Raw genomic sequence first — 24,142 nt, forward strand, 5'->3', positions numbered from 1 at the left:
ATATCAATGGATGAACCGATCACTATTTCACTGCCTTCACTTATTCATCGAATAGAGGGAAACAATGTTAAGCATGCTAAAGCTATAGCCTTGCAATCTGGTTGTGAGCTTAAACGTGTGCGTCGTTCGAGGAACTGGCTGATAATAGGTTCGGCGATTCAGGTGCAATCATTTTCAATGCGATTAAAAACAGAGCAGGCTGAGGCGTTTGGTTATTTAATCCAAAAAATTGATACAGGCTTACTAGGTCATGCTGACAAGTTAGAATCGTTAGAAAACAAGCTTAAACGTTTAATCATCCAAAGCCCCAATATCACCTTAAGTGAATTAATGCAGATCACCGATTGCACTGTAGCTGAAGCAAGAGTTGCCCGTTTTAATGCTGATTTATATTAAGTTTTCTCTGAAAACACATAATCTAACGCTAACTTTGTTATTCTAAAGTAATAACTTCAGCGCGATTAAGGGGAAAACGCTAGCCTAAAGCTGCAGTGTTAGTCATCAATCACTAACGGCTTAGCTGCCCTTGGCCCGTATAATTGAAAGCACCATGATTGTCTATAACAGCAGGTGCTTGGATTGGTTCTTCAGTAGATGTTTTTGGGGTTTGTGCGACAGAAATATTCTGCCATTTGTTAACCACCTTTGCTAATGCCCCGCGGTTTGATAGGGTTGAGATGGCATTGTTTATTTCCTGTAATAAGCCAGAGCTTTTTGTTTGTTTACTTAACATGAAATGAATTTTATTGCTGTCTACAAGAAGAGGTAATGGTTCTAGTGCAAGATTCTCTGATTGATTCGCTATGTAAGGTAAAGAAATGGAGTCGCCGATCAGAATATCGCCTCTTTTATAGGCGAGCATCCTTACCGATTGTGCCGCATCCTGGCTAATAACTAATAAGCCCTGATTTTGTAATTCTGCTTTTGACTGTAAATAGTCTTTCCCATACCAGCCATAGGTAGGCACTAACAGCGTTAACTTCTGACTAAAAATATCCTGCCATTTTTCTATACTAATTTGAGGTAAGGTATCTGCCTTGGTAAACAATCTTATTTCTTCATCTCTGTATGATTGGCTAAAAAAGGCATACTTCTCTCGCTCTTTTGTGTAGCTGGCTCCCATCATCATGTCTAAGGTGCCAGCCTTTAACATTTGGTGAGCACGCTTAATCGGCATGTGGATAAAGTTTACTTGGCAGCCAAGATTATTAGCAACAAGAGTAAGCATGTCGATATCGAGTCCGACAGCATTACCTGAGGCATCAACCCAAGAGTAGGGTGCCCAATCATTAAAGCCGACTTTTATCGGTTCAGAACAAATTGATTCTGCATTTTGCCCCCAAACAATGTAAGACTGGCAACAGAATAGCAGAGTAAATAACAATGTATTTTTCAATATCATATTGGCCACTGTTTTGCTTTGGTATTGAGCGTGGAATGAATTCTCTTACGTAGAAATTAATATTTTACTAAACTTACTTCATCCTAGCCTGCTATCCCGCTCATCGCTAGCGCCAAAGATGATTAAATTAGAATAATATTGATTTGCTGAGAAATTATTTTTAAGAGTTAGCTCACGTCAAAAAATAGAGAGAAGTTAAGTCATCATATGCGGCTAAGGCTAAATTAAGTGGAGTAGAACAACTCCACTAGTGAACAGTAAAGCACCATGAACATTTTATATCATCGATTCTACAAACTAGTCTTGATCAGAATTTGCGTCTACAATTCGCTGTAAACGTTCTTGTTCTTCTTCCCTAGCAGCATTAATTTCCTCAAGAATGGCACCCACATCGGCAATATGCTCACTTTCTTGGAATTCGCCGGTCAGTTTCGAAAGAGGAGTTAACTCTCCCGCTTCAAATAATGCCCACATTTCTTTGGCATACTTAGTCACGGCAAGCTCTGGAGCGAATTGACTATAGTAGTTGGTCATGTTGTTTACATCGCGGGCAAACATCCATTCTGCATTGTTATTGGCGGCCGCATCAACAGCTTGAGGTAAGTCAATAATGACAGGTCCGTTACTATCTACCAGTACATTAAATTCAGATAAATCACCATGAACTAAACCAGCACATAACATTAACTTAGTATATTCAATCATGCTGGCATGATCACGAATAGCATCCTCGGTTGTCATTTCAACGTCGTTTAGGCGCGGTGCTACCATACCGTCATCATCTGTGACCAATTCCATCAACAATACGCCTGAATAGCAGCCATAAGGTTTAGGCACACGTACGCCTGCATCCGCTAGCTTATACAGTGCATCGACCTCGGCATTCTGCCAGGCTTCTTCTTGTTGGTCGCGGCCAAATTTCGATCCCTTTTCCATCGCTCTAGCGCGGCGACTATTGCGAACTTTACGGCCTTCTTGATATTGCACCGCTTGTTTAAAGCTTCGCTTGTCTACATCTTTATAAACTTTGGCGCAGCGAATATCCTCGCCGCAACGCACGACATAAACAGTAGCTTCTTTGCCACTCATTAATTGACTGAGGACTTCGTCCACCAAGCCTTCTTCAACCAGAGGTTGGATTCTTTTTGGGATTTTCATTGCGTCCTTATACCGTAAATATGCGTAGGATGGAATGCCCAAACGAGGGTTTTTCTACATCAAAGTAAATGTGACGTTTATTTATACTAAAAGATATGTTTATGATGTACCTCAAATGCCATGTTTTTTGTCCTATTTAGATATTATATTTATCCTTGCTGTCATTTGTACATTTTTAATCTAAGATTGCATAAATGCCGTCATCACTAAAGAGTTGGACTGAAGTATGAAAGAAGTTGATTTTCGTAGTATTGATAAAATATTTATTAAAATGTCTATTAATGACAAATTTTGGGTCATATTTGGTGTCTTTGCACTTGCAATAATCAGCCTAGCGACTTTTCGTTATCAAGACAATATCAACCTAATAGAGCAGCAGTCACAATTTATGCTTGAAAGCCAATTAAAAGGTATTTTGCAAGCGACTGATGGTGCTGAACAAACAGATAAGTTAGATAAATTAAATATTCAAACTACAGGCTTATCTCAGTCAAGCCGTAACCGAGACTCCATCACTGCTGTTATGCGTGCAACATCTGGTGAGAATTACGCTTTGACTGAAGCTTTTGCCAATCAAGAAGCCGCCGCTAAAAGTGATGCGTTAACGAGTGCGTTTTTAACCCTGTTATGGCTATTGCCTTTCGGGTTAATTACTTACTGGAATGCTACCTTTATTGGCGGGGCGCTGTGGGTGCTTTGGAATACGACCGAAAACATTGGCAAGGGTAATCTTACCTCTCGATTAGGTTTCCATCCTGGCCGGGATGAGTTTGGTACCATTGGTTGTGCACTTGATAAAGCCATGGATACATTAAGTGAACTGGTCACTACAGTTAAAGCGAATGCTAAAACATTAAACAGTACTTCAAATTCGTTTGCCAATGTAAACCATGAAAGCGAATTGCAAATTGATCACCAGTATTCATCTCTTGATTCGGTTGCTACGGCAATGGAGGAAATGACAGCTTCTGCTGCCGAGGTGTCTAGCATCTCGCAGAAATCAGTCAGTCAAGTTGAGCAAAACTCAAAATCTATTAGTCAAAGCTTTGAGCGAGTCCAAAAAGCGATTAGTGAGATTGAGCAATTATCAGTGCTTATTGAGCAAACCTCTGAGTCAGTTAATACGCTAAAAACAAACGCGGTTAATATTAATGATGTCATCACTACTATTAATGCTATTTCCCAGCAAACTAATTTATTGGCGTTAAATGCTGCTATTGAAGCTGCGCGCGCAGGCGAAATGGGGCGTGGTTTTGCGGTAGTGGCCGATGAAGTCCGTACCCTAGCCAGTAGAACTCAGGCTGCAACGGTAGAAATTCATACTATGATTGAAAACTTACAATCAGAAACCAACAATATGGACCGTATTACTCAGAATACTGTTAAGCAAGCACAGACCAGTAGCGAGCTTGTGAGTCTTATTGGTACCGATGTCAGTTCAATTAACGAGTCTTCTCAAGTCGTCATCGATATGAGCTTCCAGATTGCAGCATCATCGCAGCAGCAAAGTGCAGTCGCAAATGATATTGCATCGGAGCTAAGCGATATCCGTCAAAAAGCCAATACAATTAAAGACCTGGCAAAGCAGTCGTCAAATAGTGTTAAAGATTTATCTAAAGCATCAGAAAGTTTAGGTAAAATTTTAGAGCATTACCACACAGCATAGGCCTCTTTTGGGCCGCTTAATATGGGGGGTACTCTGATAAGGGTTTTACTCATATGATTGCAATAGCTTAGATTTTATATCTAAGCTATTTTTATATTAGCGGTTCGCTGAGATAAGGATGATGGCTGAGTGATATGATTATTTGCTATCATAGGCGTATTCGGCGGCTCATATTGAATAGATTGATATTGATACCGTTGTCGTTTTTGCTACAAAAAAACCGAAAATTCGGTTATTGGAACTCTTTATGATTGAATTACAACAGAATAACCCACTACATGGTTTAAAATTAGAAACCATGGTGACAGAGCTAGTTGACTTTTACGATTGGAAAATCCTTTACGCAGCACTGCGTTTAGAGTGTTTTCATACTAACCCAAGTATGGAAGCCGCTGTGAAGTTTTTAAAAAAGACTGAATGGGCTAGGGAACGCGTAGAAAACTTTTACCTTTATCGTTTTAAACGTATGCCTAAAGGCAGTGCGGCGCAGTTTGAGTTAAAACCTCGAGAACGCGGATTTTTTGATGGCATTATGCCGCGTAAACCTCAAGAGCTAACTGTGGAATTAGTTGCTGAGATGCGTGACAAAGCGACATCGGATTATCAAGAGATGAAGCGAAATAATAGTCGCCCTAAATATGGTAAAGATAAGCCAAGAACCCAAGACGCTTATGCACAGAACAAACGTTCTAGTAGCAATCGACCAGCGCCATCGCAAGACCCTAAAAATCCTTGGGGTAATTAGTTTTTAGCTAACAGGCCTTTTAATTTAGCAACTGATTTGTCTAGTTGGTTGCTAAACTTGCGCAGGTTTAATCAACCTAGTTAATTAATATAAACAAAAAGTAGCGTTTTTTTATTCGCTACTTTTCTATGACCTACTTTTTTATCCGCTATTTTTGTATTCCTATAATAAGTATCCGTAATGGATAGCTATATCTGCACTCTAGTAAGACAAATTTCACCAATTCCATGAATTATATGGCTAATCAGAGCTTCTTCAGTTTTTCAGTTTGAGGCACATTGTTAAAACAAGGGTTGTTCCCTTAAAAATAGTGCAACAAAGAAATGGAAAGACCGAATTCTCTGTACTAGAATGTTTAGGCGAGAGAGCTTGTTATCATTGTATTGCAGCAGTTTGATTGTATTGCCTTAAAATAAAGACGGTGTATTTATAAATTTGCACTAATTAAGTCTTTACAATAATCAAAACTGAGGTATTATGTAGCCTGCTCTGGCAAACAGAGTTATTAATGAATATTAAGTAAAAGAAAAGCTTTAGATCTCTTCGTTTTATCGTTGTTATCCACAGTGTTTCCCTTAGCTTTATAGTCACATTCAATAATTCAAGCTTCAGTGCATCGCATTTTCGCGATAGATTTATTAATTATTATATAAGGGACACAAAATGTCTAAAACAACTGGTTTAGTAAAATGGTTTAACGAAGATAAAGGTTTTGGCTTTATTACTCCTGATAACGGCGGCGCGGACGTTTTCGTTCATTTCCGTTCAATCACTTCAGATGGTTTCAAAACTTTAGCTGAAGGCCAAAAAGTATCTTTCGAAGTAGAACAAGGCCAAAAAGGTCCTCAAGCAGCTAACGTTACTGCTGAGTAAGTTCTTACTTTAGTAAGATAGCGCAAATAGTCTAGCGGCTGTTTGCGCTTTTTTTTGCCTAAAATTTGACATTAAGTAAGACTTTCTCCGGCAAATCTACTGCCAGTACATCCTATTTTAAGCCCATTTATTGTTAACTGTTCTATTTCAGCAAGTCTATTTTAAACCTATTAATACTCCCCCCACATTATTACCACTGTTTAATTACGACGTTTCCTTAAGTTATCGCTTGTTGTGATGGCATAAATCATTTGATGCCCCTATGTAGCTCACATATACCGGTTACTTTTAGGGCGAATAGCCTCAGGTATTTGTTGCAACTTCAATTTCCTCATTATTGTGTATTCAGGCTTATGCAAGGCATCTAAAAATTGATAAACTCAGCATCGACGTTAAGCCTTGTATTGATCCTTATATTGATACCTCTGTAATGTTGATTTTTACTGTGTTGACATCATGAGCATATAACGGCATTGATTGACAAATTTTACCCATAGGAATTCTAAAGTGACAGATTCAGCTATCCGCCTAAATAAATACATCAGCGAAAGTGGCATTTGCTCAAGACGTGATGCCGACCGTTATATTGAGCAAGGTAATGTATTTATTAACGGTAAGCGTGCCCAGGTAGGCGATCATGTTAACGCTGGCGATAAAGTTAAGGTTAATGGTCACGATATCGAACCTAAGGATGCTGAAGACCTGGTATTTATTGCGCTGAATAAACCAGTGGGCATTGTTAGTACTACAGAAGGAACTGAACGCGACAATATTGTTGATTTTGTTAATCATTCAACACGTATTTTTCCTATTGGTCGGTTAGATAAAGACTCGCAAGGGTTAATCTTTTTGACGAATAACGGTGACTTGGTTAATAAAATCCTTCGGGCAGGTAATAATCACGACAAAGAGTATGTGGTTACGGTTAATAAACCGATTACCGATAGCTTTATTAAAGGTATGGCTGCAGGTGTACCTATTCTTGGTGTAGTAACGAAAAAGTGTAAAGTTGAACAAGTTGCACCTTATGCTTTTAAAATTGTACTTGTACAGGGATTAAACCGTCAAATTCGACGTATGTGTGAGCATTTTGGTTTTGAAGTGACTAAGCTTGAACGCCAACAAATCATGAATGTTAGCCTTAAGGGATTACCTATTGGTGAGTGGCGCGATTTAGATAAGCAAGAACTCGATGTGTTGTTTGAGATGATAAAAGACTCATCATCAGAAGATAAAAAGTCTGTGGCCAAGAAAAAGCCAAAACCTAAGCCTAAAACCGAATCATTGCGCGATAAAATTGAAGGGCCAGAACACTTCATGCAGCATAATCGCAGCACAAAACATAAAGGTCAGGCAAAAGGAGCGCCAAGGGGGCAAACTAAAGGTCAGGCACAAAACGGCAAAGGTAAACCTAGCCCGTCTAGGAAGCCTAAGCGTTAATCGCTCAAATTGAATACTTTAAAGGCCATCAACTAAAATTGATGGCCTTTTTTAATGAGCGGATTAACGCAGCCTTGGATAGATAATAATTTTCAGCACATTAATCAATAGAAACTGACACCATATAGACTCACAAGACTAAACTTTTTTTTAATTTAGCTCGTACAACAATTATGTTTCACTGACATTGTGAGTATGACTTGTCTTCATATCGCGGCTTGTTTTGTTTTACCAACGACTTAAGATTAAAAGATAACCTTGCTTTGAGTGCCTTGACCCGTCAAAGCACTGAAATCGCTTTTGTGTATGTGTTTGACCCTATGTTATTGAAAGCGAATAACTACCAGCAAACTTCTATCGGCCAGCATCGACTTGATTTTATACTGCAGTCGCTTGACGATCTCCGCAGTCAACTTAGCCTTTTGGGTCACCAACTGCATGTTTGTTATGGCAAACATGATGTGGTGATTTCTCATATTGTGCAATCAAACAAAATTAACTTAGTCGGTTATTCAGATAATGTCGGTTGGAATGAAATCAAACTTTGGCAGCGACTAAAGCAAAAGCTAACACAAGTGAAGTTTGTGTCAGAGTGGAGTGATAGCTTATTCAGTTATGAGCAAATGAATGAATTCGATACTGAGTTTTCGAGTTTCTCGCAGTTCAGGCGCAAGGTGGAAAAATACCGTCTTGAAGTGTCTCAATGTTGCCAAACCTGGTTAGATACACTGCCTAATCCATTCATTATTGACACAGCTTTGTTTGATCAACACCAAATGGGATTGCCTTTAGTTTTGGCAAGTCAGCATCAACAAAAGTCATTGATGTTAGGTGGCGAGCTAAGTGCGCTCAAGCATTTACATCACTACTTCAGTAGCGATTTACCCAGCACATATAAGGTGACGCGTAATGAGCTGGATGGTTTTGATAACTCGACTAAATTTAGCCCTTTTTTAGCCCATGGTAATCTTTCTGCTCGCCAAATTTGGACTGCTGTCCGTCAATATGAAGATCAACATGGTGCTAATGATTCTACCTATTGGATAGGCTTTGAATTACTTTGGCGAGAATATTTCCATTGGTTAGCCTTGAGGCTAGAAACGCAATTATTTAACTTCAAAGGAGGCAAACAAACCGCGCCTTTAACCAGTTACTTTCCTGAACGTTTTCAAAAGTGGTGCCATGGCACAACACCGTATCCGTTAGTTAATGCCTGTATGAAGCAACTCAATGCCACTGGATATATGTCCAACCGGGGCAGGCAAATTGTCGCCAGTTGTCTGGTCAACGAGTTAGGCGTTGATTGGCGCTATGGCGCGGCATATTTTGAAAAACAGCTTATCGATTATGATGTCGCTTCAAACTGGGGTAATTGGCAATACATTGCAGGTGTGGGTGCAGATCCAAGAGGTGGTCGTCATTTTAATATCGCCAAACAAAGTAAAACATATGATCCGGACAATGTATTTATTCAAAAATGGCAGGGCGAGCAGGGAGTGTGTCATTTAGATTCAGTTGATGCTGCAGATTGGCCAATGTCTGCTGAAATGTCTTCAGAGGAAAGTTAATGTCTATAGCCGTTGTATGGTTAAAACGAGATTTAAGACTATCTGATCATCAGCCTTTAGTTAATGCAATTAATAGCGGCTTACCGGTGCTGCTGGTTTATTGCTTTGAGCCAATTTTAGTTAATGACCCACATTATTCGGCAAGGCACTGGCAATTTATTATTGAATCTCTGACTGATATGCAAACTAAGTTGCCCCAAGGCAGTTTACTGTGCAGTGCAGATCCAGCCATACAAACTTTGTCTGATTTGCACCATAAGTATGGTATTACGCAGTTATTTTCCCATCAAGAAGTGGGTCTAAAGGTGACCTTTGATCGTGATATTGATATTAAACATTGGTGCGATATAGAAGATATTGCTTGGTATGAAACGCCCTATGCGGCGGTTATTCGCGGTTTACCTAATCGTCAACATTGGGATAAGTACTGGCAACAGGTGATGCGTTATCAATTTGAGTCGATAAACTTAGCCACAGTAAAATGGCTAATAGAGCCGCTTGCTTGCCATTCGCTGGCTGATGTTGCGCAACACTTTAACCAGGACAAAGGTGACTTTCAACTTGGGGGCGAAAACATGGCATGGCAAACGCTTGAATCATTTTTTCAAGGTCGTGGTCAGTCTTATGCCTATAGTTTGTCTAGCCCAGAACTGAGCCAGCAGCATTGCTCACGTTTATCCAGTTATCTTGCCTGGGGTAATATCAGTCTGCGTCAAGTTTATCAGCATCTGCTTAGTCATTGGCATACCAAAGGCTGGCGGCGAAGCTTAGTGGCACTGAGTTCGAGATTACATTGGCATTGTCATTTTATTCAGAAGTTTGAAAGTGAATCTGAGATGGAATTTCGTCCAGTAAATCGAGGTTATACCAACCTACCACGTGCTCACGGTGATGATGCTGATAATAAGCTGCTTGCATGGGAGCAAGGTCAAACTGGCGTGCCTATGGTTGATGCTTGTATGCGCTGCTTGCATCATACCGGTTATATTAATTTTAGAATGCGCGCCATGTTAGTTAGTTTTTTAACTCATCATCTGCAAATAGATTGGCGTTTAGGGGTTAAACATTTAGCGCGGTTATTCTTAGATTTTGAGCCAGGTATACATTACAGCCAATTTCAGATGCAAGCTGGGGTGACCGGTATTAATACTATTCGGATTTATAGTCCTGTTAAGCAAGGGCTGGAAAAAGATCCTCAAGGTGAATTTGTTAAACGTTGGGTGCCAGAACTTGCCGAAATACCTGCACCTTTAATTCATTCACCTTGGCAGTTATCTGCCATGGAGCAAATGATGTATCAAGTTAACATAGGTACAGATTATCCTGCACCGATAGTCGACTTAGGTGAAACCTATAAATCGGCCCAAAGTTTACTTTGGCAGTGGCGCACTAAGCCTGAGGTTAAGCGGGAAGCTTATCGACTTTTGCAACGTCATGTGAGGCCAGATTAGATGAAAAAATCCCAGCTTCCGTCTAAGATATGTTTGGTGTGTTTACGTCCATTTAACTGGCGTAAAAAATGGCAAAAGGATTGGCAAAACGTTAAATATTGTTCTAAACGCTGCGCTGGTGAACGTAAAGCTATACTCCCAAACCTAACTGAGGGTAGCGATGTTGAACATGCTAATTTGCGCCCCGATAAGCCCAGTAGTATTAACACCAGAATAGATGAAATAATGCCCATTCAGACAGTGAACCGGAGTGAGAGATGAAGTCAGCAAAAAGGTTGCGGTTAATTTTAGGCGACCAACTTAATGCCTCGCATTCTTGGTTTCGTGAAAAAGATCAACATACTTTATATGTTATTGCCGAGCTGCACCAAGAAGCCAGTTATACCCAGCATCATGCCCAAAAAATATCAGCCTTTTTTGCTGCTATGTCACAATTTGCCAGCGCACTTGAACAGGTGGGCCATCGTGTATTGCACCTAACCTTAGATGACACTGCGCAATATCAAGACTTACCAGCATTACTGACGGCCTTATTTCAGCGTTACAGTGTTACAGAATTTGAATATCAACTTGCTGATGAATACCGCTTACGCAAGCAACTTGATACTTTTACTCAAGGGTTAACTATCACAGCAACCTCTTATGAGACCGAGCATTTTTATTTAACGGATGCTGAGTTGTCTGACTATTTTCAGCAGGATAAAAAACATCGGCTAGAACACTTTTACCGTAAAATGCGACTACGATTTAATGTGATGATGCAAGGGACTGAACCTACTGGAGGCCAATGGAATTTCGATCAGCAAAATCGTCAAAAATTAAAACCCAAAGACTTTGTTTCTGTACCTGAACCCTTGTTATTTAGTAATGATGTCACATCAATATGGGAACGAATTCAACGGCATAACATCCATACCCTAGGTGAAGTGAATACCACCTTGTTGTGGCCAGTCAACCGGCAACAAGCATTATCACTTTTAGATCATTTTTGCCGCTTTTGTTTAGTCAGATTCGGACAGTTTCAAGATGCAATGACGGCTAAATTAGATACTTTGGGTGAATCTAAGCAGTGGAGCCTTTATCATTCAAGGTTGTCCTTCGCCCTTAATACTAAAATGATCAGTCCCCAATGCGTTGTTAATACCGCTATTGCACATTTTGAGTCGTCTAATGGCGAAATAACCCTAGCGCAAATAGAAGGCTTTGTGAGGCAAATAATCGGTTGGCGCGAGTTTGTGAGGGGGATTTACTGGACCAATATGCCGAACTATTCGACGTTAAATGCACTTGGCGCATCAAGGTCGCTACCCGATTGGTTTTGGACCGGCAATACTAAAATGAATTGCCAGCACCATGCAATCAAGCAATCGCTTGAATATGCCCATGCACATCATATTCAACGCCTGATGGTCACAGGCAACTTTTGTTTAATCGCCGGCATTCAACCCGATGAGGTCGATGCTTGGTATTTAGGCATTTATATCGATGCTATTGAGTGGGTTGAAATGCCCAATACCAGAGGCATGAGTCAATTTGCTGATGGCGGTATTGTAGGATCGAAAGCCTATGCGGCCAGTGGTAACTACATTAATAAAATGAGTGATTACTGCGGTGACTGTGTCTATCAAGTCACTAAGGCGCACGGCGCCAATGCTTGTCCGCTGAACTCATTATATTGGCACTTTATGAGCCGGCATCAAAATGACTTTAGCGCAAATCCACGCACTAAAATGGTTTACGGCAATTGGTTAAAAAAACCAGCGGAAGATCGCCAGATTATTTTAGACCATGCGGAACACTTATTGGCTAATTTATCAGCGCTATAAGACATAATAGATACTATCTGCCTGTTAATTTAGGATAAACCATTAATGAAACACTTAACTTCTGAAGATATAACCGCGCTAGAACCACGTTTTAGAGCACGTTTTATTAACAGCTTATCGGGCTTTAAGAGTGCCAATTTAGTAGGCACTCAAGACGCAAAGGGCATAACTAATTTATCTATGATTAGCTCAGCGTTTCATATTGGTGCAGATCCCGCATTAATGGGAATGATTATCCGCCCCGATGGTGTGCCTAGAGATACCTTAGACAACATTAAACAAACTGGGGTTTATACTATTAATCAGGTTTCGGCACAGATTTATAAGCAGGCTCATCAAACTTCCGCCCGTTATGATGTTGGTGTGTCTGAATTTGAACAAGTGGGCTTAACCGCTGAATACATTGACGGTGTTGCTGCGCCATTTGTGGCACAAAGTCGGCTGAAGTTTTCTTTGCAAGTGCGTGAGATTATCCCGCTCGCCATTAATAACACCATTTTAGTGATTGGTGAAATCAGCCACGTTTTATTTGTTGAACAAGCGTTAAAAGCCGATGGCTATCTTGATATAGAGTCACTGGAAACCGTTGCGGTATCCGGGCTTGATGGCTATCACACTACCAAGCGATTAAGTCGTTTAAGTTATGCTAAACCCGATCAAGATTTATCCCTGTTATCCGTTGATGGTGATTAACCATCCATCAAATACAAAGTTTAAGTCAAGTTATTAAGCTAAGTTAGAAAGTTACTGGCATGATCTGAATCACGGTGGCATTGGTCATTTAAGGGCACTATATTAGTTATACGTAATCCTTAAAATTAAGAGATAAAAGTGACTGATGCTAGGCTTATCTTGTTACTAAAAACCAGTATAACGATAGGAATTAGCTTAATTCTGACGGGTATTTATCTGCACAACTTCAGTGAAACCGTTGAAGCCATGGGCGTAAAAGGCATTATTATCAGCGCCATGTGCGTTGCCTTTGGCATGGTGCTGTCATTGCCCACTAAAATGTACCTTACGTTTCTTTTGGTGATGAGAGAGTCAGAAAAGCAAAAATAAAAGTATTAATGTCCCATAGTATGTTGCAGCTCTATTTTGATCTTTCCCATTATGCTTTGCTGTTATCAGCTTAATTCAAACTTTTTGTTGAATAAACCCAAGACTATTGGGCCAAAAACACCGATAATTCATCTTAATTAGATAATTTGGCCGTTTGGCCGTGAATGACTGTAGGCGTATTCAATGGAAATCAAAGTAAATTTTCTCGACAATTTAAGACTAGAAGCCAAGTTCGATGACTTTACCGTCACGGCTGATCAACCTATTCGCTATAAGGGTGATGGTTCTGCGCCGAGTCCTTTTGATTACTTCCTAGCTTCGTCTGCATTATGTGCCGCCTATTTTATTAAGGTGTACTGTAAAGCGCGTGATATATCGACTGAAAATATCAGATTGTCGCAAAACAATATTGTTGATCCTGAAGATCGCTATAACCAAATTTTCCAAATTCAAGTAGAGCTGCCTGCTGATATTTCTGATAAAGATCGCGAAGGGATCTTGCGTTCAATCGATCGCTGTACCGTGAAGAAAGTGGTGCAAACAGGTCCAGAATTTAAAATTGAAACCGTTGAAAATCTCGATGCCGATGCCAACGCAATGTTGATGGGGCAAGTTGAAGGCGATTCCAGTACCTTTATTTTAGGTAAAGACTTACCCCTTGAACAAACTATTCAAAACATGACCACCATGTTAGCTGACCTTGGGATGAAAATTGAGATTTCATCGTGGCGTAACATAGTGCCAAATGTGTGGTCTTTGCATATTCGTGATGCTGCATCACCTATGTGTTTTACCAATGGTAAAGGCGCCACCAAAGAAAGCGCACTGTGTTCAGCCTTGGGCGAGTTTATTGAGCGTTTAAACAATAACTTTTTCTACAATGATCAATTCTATGGTGTTGAGATCGCCAATAGCGAATTTGTCCATTATCCGAATGAGAAATGGTTTGCTTTAGAAGAGGATGACTCACTACCAACCGGCCTATTAGATGAGTATTGTTTAGATATTTATAATCCAGATGAAGAGCTAAATGGCTCGCACCTAATTGATACTAACTCAGGCAATATTGCTCGCGGTATTTGTGCTATTCCTTATACGCGTCAGTCTGATGGTGAAACGGTATATTTCCCGTCTAATCTAATCGAAAATTTGTTTTTAAGTAATGGCATGAGCGCGGGTAATAACCTACAAGAAGCCCATGTGCAGTGTTTATCTGAAATTTTTGAACGCGCAGTAAAGCGTCAAATCATTGAGCAAGAAATAGTGCTACCAGATGTGCCAATGTCGGTACTTGAAAAGTACCCTAGCATTCTAGCGGGCATTAAAGGCTTGGAAGAACAAGGCTTCCCTATTGTGGTGAAAGATGCGTCATTAGGAGGCCAATTCCCGGTGATGTGTGTGACCTTAATGAATCCAAGAACCGGTGGTGTATTCGCCTCGTTTGGAGCACACCCAAGCTTTGAAGTGGCGCTAGAACGTAGCTTAACTGAGCTGTTACAAGGGCGCAGTTTTGAAGGCTTAAACGATGTGCCAAAACCAACATTTAATAGTATGGCAGTGACTGAACCTGAAAACTTTGTTGAGCACTTTATTGATTCAACAGGGGTAATATCTTGGCGCTTCTTTAGCAGCAAGTATGACTATGAGTTCTGTGAATGGGATTTCTCCGGCACCAGTGAAGAAGAAGCGAGTGGACTGTTCGGTATTTTAGACGCTATGGGTAAAGAAGTGTATATCGCTGAATTTACTGAATTAGGCGCTTCAGCTTGCCGTATATTAGTGCCGGAATATTCCGAAGTTTACCCAGTGGATGACTTAATATGGGACAACACCAATAAGTCGCTTGCTTATCGTGAGGATATTTTAAACCTGCACTCGTTAAGCACTAAAGCCCTAGGCAAGTTAGTTAATCGTTTAGAAGAAAGCCAGCTTGATAACCAGACAGATATTGGTACCTTAATTGGTATCGTTTTTGATGAGAATACGGTTTGGGGGCAGCTAACCATTATTGAACTCAAAATAATGATTTACTTGGCACTAGGACAGCATGAAGATGCCCTGGAATTAGTCGAGGAGTTTTTGCAGTTTAATGACAATACTGTACAACGCCGCTTATTCTATCAAGCAGTCAATGCCGTGCTTGAAGTGACCTTAGATGAAGACTTAGCGCTAGAACACTTTATCGGTAACTTTAATAGAATGTTTGGTGCTGAGGTAATGGAGAATGTGGTTGGGTCTGTCTCGGGCAAGGTACGTTTTTATGGTTTAACTAAAACCAGTATCAATTTAGAAGGGATCGAGCCGCATTTAAGGCTGATTGAAAGCTACAAGAAGCTTCATCAAGCGCGTCAGCAAAAGTTATAAGCATGAAAAAATAATTAAACATAATAAAAAATGCCAGCGATAACGTTTAAGTTACCGCTGGCATTTTTTTCGCTTATCTTAACCGTGTAAATATCGCCGCCTGACCCTAAAATATTGATAGGCCTAAAACTCGGCAACCACTTTTACTGTGTCATTCACTGAGCCGCTGTCTATATAACCAATCATACTTGGGTTTGAAGAGATCAATTTGATCATGTCCTCGGTACTGGATACTTCTTTGGGTGGTGTCCCTTTACCAGTAAACATTTTCTTCGACCAATAAGCTTTTAGCTGACTTGCTGACTTACTTAATACAGCAGAGTCAAATGTCTCTTTAGCCGCCTGTGACGCATCCATATTAATTGGGACAACTTGCTCTCCACTGGGGAACGACTTTACTTTACCAAGATAGATGTTTTCGATATATTTTTGATCGATACTGTCAGCGTTACTCGGGTGAACAATAACCGCAATTGCCGCGGATGCTTGCAGTGATATTAAGCTCAACAGGATTGAGCATAGTAATTTATTCATATCTCTCTCCTAGAATACTAAGTCAATACCAACAGAAACCGCTTTAGCATCACCGGCAACTTTCAAGCCCGGCCCGCCATTATCTTCTACGTCATCATATTGCACTTTAAGGGCAGCAGAAGGATGAAAATCCCAACGAACGCCAAATGATGTCGTATTATGAACTTCGCCACCAACACCGTCATTAAAGTCAGAATAAGAAACGTAAGGGGTAAAATCGCTAATTCTGTAACCAAGGGTGATTAAGTAAGTATCTAGATCGTCACCCTGTAAAGACAGACGATTTAATTCAGTTAATAAGATAAAGTTTTCATAATCGATATTGACCGATAACCCATAAAACTTACCTTTTCGCTCTGTGCTGCCATCCCACTCTTGTTGCACATCATCAATATAGCGTTCATTAGTGTATTGCATATGGGTTAAGCGAATATCTAACCAATCGCGATTAAATTGAACAACGATACCGCCAATATCTTTCCAAATTTCACGGGTACTTTCTAAAAAGAAAAACTCAGATAACAGTTTATTTGGGTCACTTTCCTCTTTACCGTAATAAACTTGACCAGACACGGTCCAATCACCAACTAAATAGTTGTAAAGTGCACTAACCCCATTGTAGTTAAATATTTGCCAAGTATAGTTGTCTGCAGGCGGTCTAATCCAAGTATACGCATAACCGACATCAAAAAAATCACTGTAATAATAGAGGGGAAGACGCTTTTTACCCCCTTGTAATGTCCAGTTATCGTTTACATCATACGATACATAAGCCCATTCAAAATCGGCAGAAAAATCATTAGCGCCTCTTGATACTACTTGAGCTGTTGCTGATAAGCCTTCCATCAAATCGGCACTGAATTGAATACCAATTAATGTATCTGGGTTAAAACTGATTTCTTCTTCATAGACGCCCACTAAAGGGTAATCTGCTAGAAATGAGGGGCCTAAATCAAACTCTTCAACGCCGGAGCCTTCGAGCACTTGACCACCGACGACCGAAGCAAAGCCTGAAATATTCACTTCAGCTACAGCTGGCGATGCCAGAAATAGTGAACTGATGACAATTGCTATCTTCTTTTTCATAGAAAAACCTTAACAGTGAGGTTATATTCACTATTAAGGTTAGGACAGTTTTTTATTAGTGCAACTTTAGTTTAACTTTTCTGCAACTTATTTAATGTGTTATGGTCTAAAGCTTTTTTTTGCTTGTAAGCACTGTTTTTAATAAGCATTACTTAGATATTGTTAAGGATGCTGAAATATATTTCTCTAAGCTCCCATTCTATATTTGTCGACTCGTTTAATGGCAAACAACATCCATATCGTCAGTACCACGCTGCAACTCGCGAGTGAAATCCATACACCGAAAACACCGAATGCCCATGCAAAAAGGTAAATTACCGCGGCAATTAATATTAATTTTAACCCCGTTAAAATAGCAGACTCTTTGGTAGCACCGATAGCTTGGAAAAAACTCGCTCCAACAAGTAATAATCCTTCCATAGGCAGTCCCCAAAAATACCATCGTAACCCTTCAATCGCCACAGGGGTTAATTCAGGGTTATTCCCGGCAAAAAGATACACCATCCACTGTGGGCGAGTGTAAATTAAAATAAGCCCAATAACGGCGACCAGTAAAGTCATACTAAATGCAATGTGGCGAGCCTCTTTGACCCTGTCGTAGCGACCTGCGCCAGCATTAAAGCTAAAGATAGGCTGGGTGCCAAAAGCAATCCCTTCAAAAACCAAATAGAAGATTGCCTCGGTATAACTAATGACGCCATAAACCGCAACATGTAAAGGGGCGCCTACCCAGAGTAAGGCGGTATTGTGAAGAGTAAGTACTATCGATAAGTACAAATTCATTAAAAAGCTCGGAAAACCCGTCTTAGTAATATCGATGCAATGCTCTGCTCGAAGCCGCATTTGCGACCAATTGATTTTTAATTGCGTTTTAGTGCCCAAAAAATGCTGTAAGCACAATAAGCCAGTTACGGCTTGACTTAACATGGTGGCTATCGCCGCACCTGCTAGGCCAAAGGGATATACCACTATAAATAACCAATCTAAAAAGGTATTTAATATGCCACCAGTAATAAGTACACAGGTGACAAAATGCGGCCTACCATCGTTACGTAATAGTGCTGTAAAAGCTAAAGACATAATAGGAAAATGGCTCAGGGCAAAGTACCAGAATAAATAGTCATGGGCACTGTGTAATACCTCACCTTCGGCTCCTAGTGCAATCAAGATGTCTTTGGCAAACAGGCTCCCACAAACGGCAAAAAATAATCCAGCCAGTAAACATAAACTGAATGCATTACCCAAAATATGCCGAGCCTTGATAATATTACCCTTACCAAGGTTCATTGATACAAGGGCTGCGCTGCCCATTCCTATTAAGGCCCCTACAGCATATAAAATGGCACCGACAGGGTAAGCTAACATCATCCCTGCTAATCCTGTCTCACCCAAATAGTGGCCAACAAACATACCATCGATGGCAACATAAATACCGGTAATTAACATTGACGCTATAGTCGGTATTGAATAGCGCCAAAAAAGTTTTGCAACAGGCTGCTCTAACAAGCTTAAATCTTGTTGAGCTGGCTGTAATGATGTACCTGTTGACGACATAGACATGACTCAAATAATAAAAAATGATGTTAACCAAAGTGTTTATCTGAAAACACTGAAGTGATATGCAAATTGATGTGTTAGCTGAAAGTATGATCTATGACACATATCAATGCTGGTCATACTGTTTTATGCCTGTAAAAAATAGAGTTTAACGGGGTCTCTTCACCGATGACTATTCTATTATTAACCGCTACGATAGAATACGTCATTGCTATTATATTTTAAGTGTTTTTTCAGGGGTTTTGTATGACGAATACTATGAATCAAGCCTATTTCTGGGCTTGCGACATATACAATTGTCAGAGTAATGATGTTGATCTATTGAGTGCTAAACTCGCAACTGAAATAACGCGTTTACGCTTTAATCAAATGACTTTAGGATCGGTAGATGATTTGCCTATTTGTCTGTATCAATCAAGTACGCCAAAGAATGATTTACCTTCAGTGTTAATTTGCGCAGGCTTTCATGGCGAAGAGGCAGCTGGTCCATGGGGAATGCTCCACTTTTTACAACAACTTCCTGATGACATCTTAGAGCATCTTAACTTGAGTTTGTTACCCTTAGTTAATCCAAGCGGGTTTAGTCACGGACAAAGGTTCAATCTATTTGGTGAAAATCCCAACAGAGGATTTGTGCTTGAACAGCAGCAACCTAGGTCGAATCAATATACCTCTGTAGAAGGTAAATTATTACTCCAGCATGCTGGTTTATTAGCAAAGTTAAGTCGAGACGGTGTGCTGACATGTCACGAAGATGTGTTGCTCAGTGATACTTATTTATATTCATTTGAATCAAATTGCTCGCCTGGAACTTTCAGTTTTAGTTTACGAGATGCGCTAGCACAATATTTTACGCTAGCTCAAGATGGTTATATTGATGATTGTCCAGTAACAAGTGGGGTGATATTTAATCATTTTGACTCATCATTTGAGTCTTTTTTAGTCAAGCTTGGGGCTAAATTTGGTGCATGTACTGAAACACCAGGTCAGCAAAATTTTGATCAAAGAATATTAGCTAACAGCGCCGCAATGAAGGCTTTTATTGGATTATATAAAGCAGATTATTAATGTTTTTGGTAGTAGTTTTATTGTTGCTTGCTGGTGTAGTCGCTAGCTAACTGCTGTAATCGTTGCAAATTTCAGGTTCGGCCCATTCTTGATTAAGTAATTCGACGATATCTCTACTTCAATTCAAATTAGGGTTAAACGCAAGGTAAAACGGAGAATCACTTAAGGTGCCAGCAAAGCGAATGTGAGTAGATTTTTTATACATGTATTGCTGTAAATTAAAAACTTATTTTTATCTGAATTCAAGTGATGCTTATTTTATATTTGTTGGTTTTGGAACGTCACCAACGAAATTGAATTTAAAACACAATTATTTAGGTTATTCTGAAAGCTGAAGTTGCCAAATGTTACTTTGACTTAACTCTATTTGGTCACATGCAAAAAAATTGTGCTTATAAGCCATATTGCAGTTATTAGGCATGCGTCCTGTAAATTCAAAAAGTATTTGTGTCTCTGAATTTTTCAGATTTAATTCCTTATACTTTTTATCTAGCAAATAATAAATTTTACTATCACGTAATTGCCAATGTCTCCACCCAGCAATCGGAAAGTCATTAATTAATAGTGTTTCACTACCTGTGTGTAAATCTAATTGATATAACCCTGAATGATTGAATTTAGTGAAGTACAACTGCTGCCCATTACTTTGGGCGCTATAACCTCCTTTTGTCGTGAGTTGAGAAATTTCACCCGTTTCAGACGAAAGCTGCCAGATATTCCATTGGTTATTAACTTCAGCACTAAATAATATTGATTGCTGTGAATAGGCTACGTGGTGTACCTGTGAAAATTGCTTAGCGAGTTGTTGCCAATTTCGGTTTTTTACAGAATAGCGATATAAGTGATTATTGATACTGGCAATCAGGTCCTGATCATCAGCTGACCAAGACATTGCGCTAATATGTCCTATATCGCCATCAAACTCGGCAGTATAAGCCGCTTGGTTTTCCGATTGAATATAGACTTTTTCTTTACCGGTACGATTAGATTTAAATGCTAGGATGTTACTTTTATTACCTAAAGTAGGCTGCTGACTGATCCATGAGCTTGCGGTTAGTGCAACGGATGACGAGTCTTGCAGTGAATGTCTGAAGATGTTCATCGTTGTCTGGCTTCTTTCTGTAATAATTGAACTTAAATCATCTCCGGCAGCCAGCCTTCCAAATTGATCACTTTTTTCTACCGTGGTTAATATTGATGTGTTGATATCAAACTCAAACAACCCTTCACTATTAGATGCCAGCAAATGATGGTCTGATCGCCAAACTAAGCCATATATACTATTGATAAAGGGAACCTTGGCAATAGTACTATTATCGTTAAGATCTATTAACTTAAGATTATCGGTACCATTATCGCTGTACTCAACTACCGCTAAAATTTGATTTTTTGTAGACAAGGAGAACAAATAGTCTCCTAAATTATTGCCTATTTGTTTTGGGTGGGTTAATTGTTGCTTTCTGCCTGTATCTAATTGATATGCATAAATGGCATAAGGCTCAGATATGCTTGGGCGATATTGATAAATTAGTCTTTTGCTATGTTGATCAAAAGCTAATTGAGTGACGACTCTTTGACCACAATTTAATACTAAATCTAACTGTTTGGTGGCTGGGTCCAATTTAACAATTTCACATTCCCTTTGTTGTAAATTATTTAACCGGGATGCATAGATAAAACCATCGGCAGCATAGATTACATCAGTGTAGTAATAGCTATCATGGGTCATTGCTAGCGGTGGGCTGTCGGCTTGTTGCATAAACAGTTGGGCATAATCGTCAGCACTGGCTCTATAAAGAAAAACCAAACCTTGAGTGTGCGGATCAAATGATGGATTAAAGGCGCTGCCCTGAAGGGCTGTTTTCGGCTGCCTATCTAGAATTTGAAGTAATGGTTGTTGGATGCTTGATTGACTAGATTGATAAAAACTTACTCCTACGATGACAAGTAAGATGATAATGCCTAATGCCGTTGAATTGAATGCAGTAAATAATGCGGCAAATTTATTAATTTTAATGTCAGTTGCTTTAGGCTGAGGGAGTATTTGAGCCTGATTACTGGAGTCTGTTTTGGTATTTACTGCGTCACTTAAATTATGAGGTGTTAATAAGGTAGGGCTCGCGGTGAATATATAACCGACTTTACTGACCGTTTTTATCCATATTGGAGATGAAGGAGTGTCTTCGATGAGCTTTCGAAGTTCACCAATCGCACGATTTACCGCTGCATCACTGACAACTCTTCCGCCCCAAACCTGTGTAATTAGTTGTTCTCTGGATATGGCTTCTTGAGGATGGTTGCAAAAAAATACTAGCAATTCAAAAATGCGTGGTTCGCAAACTAAGTGATCGTTATTTTTCTGTATTTCTACTTTTTCAAGGTCAACGGTAATACTACCAAATGCATAATGCATCTATATCCTTATTATTTAGCTGATCATTATCATTTCATTATCAAACCATTCTTACTTCTTTATTGTTCCTAATCAAGGTAGTGGCACACTTAAACCACAAAAACGATGAAAGGATTATCATGAAGAATATATCGAATAGCATTAAGTATCATACCCCCAAAATGAGTTTTTCACGACATTTGGCCCAATCAATAATGACGTTACCTGCAGCGTGCTTAGCAATATTGAGTTTATTAGTAGGATGTGGAGGCGGCAGTGACAGCCCTGATATTCCAGAAGTTAAGCCACCACAAGCAACTACTTGTGCCGGTACATCATTACCAATCGATGCTAGTTGTATGACGGTCAATAATCGTGATGTCGTTATTTATAAACCTAATGCTGAAATAAAAGGTATCGCCTTATTCCTACATGGTGCGCCGGGAACACCACAGAAAGTGGTGGGCATTTTTGATGCAAAGAGTTTAACAAATGAAAGGCAATTATTATCAGTATCTCCCCAAGGTAGTTATAACTTTTGGGGGTGGGATAGCGAAAACAGTGACAATGGCGGAGCTATAGATACAGATTTTATCAGTAGCTTACTTGTCCAACTTCGAGCAGAGAATAATATCACAAGCGATAAAGTGTATATTTTTGGTTATTCGGCAGGTGGGTTTATGGCTTATAAGCTTGCATGTGCAATACCTGAGCAAATTACTGCGGTTGTTTCGCTGGCAGGTCAATTTAGGGGAGACTTTGACCAATGTACAACATCTACAGCAGTTACGCTGCATCACTTTCATAGCCCGCAGGATTCTGACGTACCCATTTCGGGGCGAACTAATGGTGATATTCAATCTGTAACGGATACATTAGCCCATTGGCGACAAATAAATGGTTGCAATTATGTCGTTACTTCAATCGAACATCCAGCAGTTAATAATACGAGCAGTGGCACCGAAACTTCTGTTTGGCAAGCCTGTTTAAAACCTGTTAGTTTTTCGCAAATCAATAATGTACCGCATGAAGCCGTTTATGATTCTGAAGTGTTAAAGCAAATTTACGCCCCAATATTTAATTAACTATTTATATAGTTAATAACATATTTGATTTTTACGGAGACACTATGTACTCAAAAACTGTTTTTCCTATATACATTGCGATTATTTTATTTATAAGTTTATCTGCATGTGATGGCGCATCGTCTTATATTGCTAATGTCTCGGACAATAATCAGCAAAAGGGTGATCTTGGGTCACCAAATAGTAATTTACCTGTCCCTGATAATCGTTTTTCAAATGAATATAACATCCTATTATTTGGCAATAGTCATGTGTCAAATCAAGCGGATTTGATCAACAAAATTATCAAGGCTGGCAATAACAAAGCACAAGTTACAGTTGTTAATGCTGGGGGAGGTTTTTTAGATGATAAGGGAAGCCAACTGAGGCGCAATGACTTATTAACAACGCAACGGTGGACGCACCTTATTTTACAGGGGCAAAAATACTCACAATCAGGAACGGTGAGTTACTCAACTTTAGAAACTCAGATTTGGATTGAAAAAGCAAAAAATGAATCAATTACCCCAATTCTTTTTCCTGAACATCCGCAACTAGGAAGGAGCAAAGAAGGTAAACAGGTTCACCAGCTTCATTCCAGCATAGCCGCAGTACAAAAATCTTGTGTTGCCCCTATAGGACTAGCTTGGGATAGAGTATTGATGATATCGCCAAGCCTTAGATTACATAGTTCAGATGGTAACCACGCGTCATTAATGGGCAATTTATTTACAGCGTTAGTTTTCTATGAGGTGATAACTGGAAACTCAGCAGACCTATTGCCTTACATTGCTGATATAGACGTTGATGAACCGACTCAACAATTACTCGGCCAAATCGCATCTGAAACCATTCAAGCTAATACACCTTGCTTTTTTGGCTGATA

Annotated in this window: 20 protein-coding genes and 1 pseudogene; 15 read left to right on the forward strand and 6 right to left on the reverse strand. The window is 39.6% G+C overall.

The genetic code is table 11. The features are described from left to right. Window positions 1-6 precede the first annotated feature (6 nt). Window positions 7-396, forward strand: coding sequence for a ribosome recycling factor family protein (locus tag ACRWP9_RS05705; RefSeq protein WP_226411061.1), 390 nt, complete (start codon window positions 7-9; stop codon window positions 394-396). 112 nt (window positions 397-508) lie between these two features. On the opposite strand, the gene ACRWP9_RS05710 is transcribed toward ACRWP9_RS05705, so the two are convergent. After that, a complete protein-coding gene (locus ACRWP9_RS05710) occupies window positions 509-1,402 on the reverse strand; it encodes a substrate-binding periplasmic protein (protein WP_226411059.1) in 894 nt (297 codons plus the stop codon). A 297-nt stretch (window positions 1,403-1,699) separates the two neighbouring features. Beyond that, window positions 1,700-2,560, reverse strand: a complete 861-nt coding sequence (locus tag ACRWP9_RS05715; protein WP_226411057.1) for a PA4780 family RIO1-like protein kinase — start codon at window positions 2,558-2,560, stop codon at window positions 1,700-1,702. Between the two features lie 226 nt (window positions 2,561-2,786). On the opposite strand from ACRWP9_RS05715, the gene ACRWP9_RS05720 reads away from it, so the two are divergent. The 11 genes and pseudogenes from ACRWP9_RS05720 (at window position 2,787) to ACRWP9_RS05770 (ending at window position 15,555) form a co-directional block, all read left to right on the forward strand. Beyond that, window positions 2,787-4,226 (forward strand): methyl-accepting chemotaxis protein, encoded by a 1,440-nt coding sequence (locus ACRWP9_RS05720; RefSeq protein WP_434928315.1) that lies wholly within the window; start codon window positions 2,787-2,789, stop codon window positions 4,224-4,226. Between the two features lie 247 nt (window positions 4,227-4,473). Next, complete coding sequence (locus ACRWP9_RS05725; protein WP_434928316.1) at window positions 4,474-4,971, forward strand: VF530 family DNA-binding protein; 498 nt, start codon at window positions 4,474-4,476, stop codon at window positions 4,969-4,971. A 663-nt stretch (window positions 4,972-5,634) separates the two neighbouring features. Further along, window positions 5,635-5,844: a transcription antiterminator/RNA stability regulator CspE gene (gene cspE, locus ACRWP9_RS05730; RefSeq protein WP_226411051.1), complete on the forward strand. Its 210-nt coding sequence runs from the start codon at window positions 5,635-5,637 to the stop codon at window positions 5,842-5,844. A gap of 507 nt (window positions 5,845-6,351) precedes the next feature. Next, window positions 6,352-7,284, forward strand: a complete 933-nt coding sequence (gene rluF, locus ACRWP9_RS05735; protein ID WP_434928317.1) for a 23S rRNA pseudouridine(2604) synthase RluF — start codon at window positions 6,352-6,354, stop codon at window positions 7,282-7,284. A gap of 200 nt (window positions 7,285-7,484) precedes the next feature. Continuing rightward, on the forward strand, window positions 7,485-8,852 hold the full coding sequence (locus tag ACRWP9_RS05740; protein ID WP_434928318.1) for a DASH family cryptochrome: 1,368 nt from the start codon (window positions 7,485-7,487) through the stop codon (window positions 8,850-8,852). Then, on the forward strand, window positions 8,852-10,303 hold the full coding sequence (locus ACRWP9_RS05745; RefSeq protein ID WP_434928319.1) for a deoxyribodipyrimidine photo-lyase/cryptochrome family protein: 1,452 nt from the start codon (window positions 8,852-8,854) through the stop codon (window positions 10,301-10,303). Before ACRWP9_RS05740 ends, ACRWP9_RS05745 begins: the two co-directional genes overlap by 1 nt. Further along, a pseudogene (locus ACRWP9_RS05750) lies at window positions 10,304-10,435 on the forward strand (DUF2256 domain-containing protein); the annotation flags it as partial. A gap of 125 nt (window positions 10,436-10,560) precedes the next feature. Next, window positions 10,561-12,129, forward strand: coding sequence for a cryptochrome/photolyase family protein (locus ACRWP9_RS05755; protein ID WP_434928320.1), 1,569 nt, complete (start codon window positions 10,561-10,563; stop codon window positions 12,127-12,129). Window positions 12,130-12,174: 45 nt separating this feature from the next. Beyond that, a complete protein-coding gene (locus ACRWP9_RS05760) occupies window positions 12,175-12,822 on the forward strand; it encodes a flavin reductase family protein (RefSeq protein WP_434928321.1) in 648 nt (215 codons plus the stop codon). A gap of 138 nt (window positions 12,823-12,960) precedes the next feature. Beyond that, window positions 12,961-13,191 (forward strand): hypothetical protein, encoded by a 231-nt coding sequence (locus ACRWP9_RS05765; protein ID WP_434928322.1) that lies wholly within the window; start codon window positions 12,961-12,963, stop codon window positions 13,189-13,191. A 183-nt stretch (window positions 13,192-13,374) separates the two neighbouring features. After that, a complete protein-coding gene (locus tag ACRWP9_RS05770) occupies window positions 13,375-15,555 on the forward strand; it encodes an OsmC domain/YcaO domain-containing protein (protein WP_434928323.1) in 2,181 nt (726 codons plus the stop codon). Between the two features lie 123 nt (window positions 15,556-15,678). Here ACRWP9_RS05770 and ACRWP9_RS05775 read toward each other — a convergent pair whose 3' ends face one another. From ACRWP9_RS05775 to ACRWP9_RS05785, 3 genes are all read right to left on the reverse strand, one after another. Then, entirely contained in the window at window positions 15,679-16,089 is a 411-nt protein-coding gene (locus tag ACRWP9_RS05775; RefSeq protein ID WP_434928324.1) for a phosphate ABC transporter substrate-binding protein, read from the reverse strand. A 9-nt stretch (window positions 16,090-16,098) separates the two neighbouring features. After that, the gene (locus ACRWP9_RS05780) at window positions 16,099-17,175 is read right to left on the reverse strand and encodes a porin (RefSeq protein ID WP_434928325.1); all 1,077 of its coding nucleotides are present in this window, start codon (window positions 17,173-17,175) and stop codon (window positions 16,099-16,101) included. Window positions 17,176-17,361: 186 nt separating this feature from the next. Beyond that, complete coding sequence (locus ACRWP9_RS05785; RefSeq protein ID WP_434928326.1) at window positions 17,362-18,729, reverse strand: MATE family efflux transporter; 1,368 nt, start codon at window positions 18,727-18,729, stop codon at window positions 17,362-17,364. A gap of 249 nt (window positions 18,730-18,978) precedes the next feature. Between ACRWP9_RS05785 and ACRWP9_RS05790 the strand changes: the two genes are divergently transcribed. Then, a complete protein-coding gene (locus tag ACRWP9_RS05790; RefSeq protein WP_434928327.1) occupies window positions 18,979-19,800 on the forward strand; it encodes a M14 family metallopeptidase in 822 nt (273 codons plus the stop codon). 319 nt (window positions 19,801-20,119) lie between these two features. On the opposite strand, the gene ACRWP9_RS05795 is transcribed toward ACRWP9_RS05790, so the two are convergent. Next, the gene (locus ACRWP9_RS05795) at window positions 20,120-22,213 is read right to left on the reverse strand and encodes a winged helix-turn-helix domain-containing protein (RefSeq protein WP_434928328.1); all 2,094 of its coding nucleotides are present in this window, start codon (window positions 22,211-22,213) and stop codon (window positions 20,120-20,122) included. A 119-nt stretch (window positions 22,214-22,332) separates the two neighbouring features. Here ACRWP9_RS05795 and ACRWP9_RS05800 point away from each other — a divergent pair, with 119 nt between their 5' ends. Then, on the forward strand, window positions 22,333-23,277 hold the full coding sequence (locus ACRWP9_RS05800; RefSeq protein ID WP_434928329.1) for an alpha/beta hydrolase family esterase: 945 nt from the start codon (window positions 22,333-22,335) through the stop codon (window positions 23,275-23,277). Window positions 23,278-23,321: 44 nt separating this feature from the next. Further along, window positions 23,322-24,140, forward strand: coding sequence for a hypothetical protein (locus tag ACRWP9_RS05805; RefSeq protein WP_434928330.1), 819 nt, complete (start codon window positions 23,322-23,324; stop codon window positions 24,138-24,140). The last annotated feature ends 2 nt before the right edge of the window (window positions 24,141-24,142 follow it).

This window comes from Shewanella sp. HL-SH2 (assembly GCF_051164935.1).
Taxonomy (GTDB): Bacteria; Pseudomonadota; Gammaproteobacteria; order Enterobacterales; family Shewanellaceae; genus Shewanella; species Shewanella glacialimarina.

Excerpts from the sequence above, each read along its gene's own strand:
- ACRWP9_RS05785 (WP_434928326.1), bottom strand. The coding sequence starts at position 18,729 with ATGTCGTCAACAGGTACATCATTACAGCCAGCTCAACAAGATTTAAGC.
- ACRWP9_RS05745 (WP_434928319.1), top strand. The coding sequence starts at position 8,852 with ATGTCTATAGCCGTTGTATGGTTAAAACGAGATTTAAGACTATCTGAT.
- ACRWP9_RS05775 (WP_434928324.1), bottom strand. The coding sequence starts at position 16,089 with ATGAATAAATTACTATGCTCAATCCTGTTGAGCTTAATATCACTGCAA.
- ACRWP9_RS05770 (WP_434928323.1), top strand. The coding sequence starts at position 13,375 with ATGGAAATCAAAGTAAATTTTCTCGACAATTTAAGACTAGAAGCCAAG.
- ACRWP9_RS05720 (WP_434928315.1), top strand. The coding sequence starts at position 2,787 with ATGAAAGAAGTTGATTTTCGTAGTATTGATAAAATATTTATTAAAATG.
- ACRWP9_RS05805 (WP_434928330.1), top strand. The coding sequence starts at position 23,322 with ATGTACTCAAAAACTGTTTTTCCTATATACATTGCGATTATTTTATTT.
- ACRWP9_RS05780 (WP_434928325.1), bottom strand. The coding sequence starts at position 17,175 with ATGAAAAAGAAGATAGCAATTGTCATCAGTTCACTATTTCTGGCATCG.
- ACRWP9_RS05795 (WP_434928328.1), bottom strand. The coding sequence starts at position 22,213 with ATGCATTATGCATTTGGTAGTATTACCGTTGACCTTGAAAAAGTAGAA.
- ACRWP9_RS05800 (WP_434928329.1), top strand. The coding sequence starts at position 22,333 with ATGAAGAATATATCGAATAGCATTAAGTATCATACCCCCAAAATGAGT.
- ACRWP9_RS05755 (WP_434928320.1), top strand. The coding sequence starts at position 10,561 with ATGAAGTCAGCAAAAAGGTTGCGGTTAATTTTAGGCGACCAACTTAAT.
- ACRWP9_RS05705 (WP_226411061.1), top strand. The coding sequence starts at position 7 with ATGGATGAACCGATCACTATTTCACTGCCTTCACTTATTCATCGAATA.
- ACRWP9_RS05710 (WP_226411059.1), bottom strand. The coding sequence starts at position 1,402 with ATGATATTGAAAAATACATTGTTATTTACTCTGCTATTCTGTTGCCAG.
- ACRWP9_RS05725 (WP_434928316.1), top strand. The coding sequence starts at position 4,474 with ATGATTGAATTACAACAGAATAACCCACTACATGGTTTAAAATTAGAA.
- ACRWP9_RS05790 (WP_434928327.1), top strand. The coding sequence starts at position 18,979 with ATGACGAATACTATGAATCAAGCCTATTTCTGGGCTTGCGACATATAC.
- ACRWP9_RS05760 (WP_434928321.1), top strand. The coding sequence starts at position 12,175 with ATGAAACACTTAACTTCTGAAGATATAACCGCGCTAGAACCACGTTTT.
- ACRWP9_RS05715 (WP_226411057.1), bottom strand. The coding sequence starts at position 2,560 with ATGAAAATCCCAAAAAGAATCCAACCTCTGGTTGAAGAAGGCTTGGTG.
- cspE (WP_226411051.1), top strand. The coding sequence starts at position 5,635 with ATGTCTAAAACAACTGGTTTAGTAAAATGGTTTAACGAAGATAAAGGT.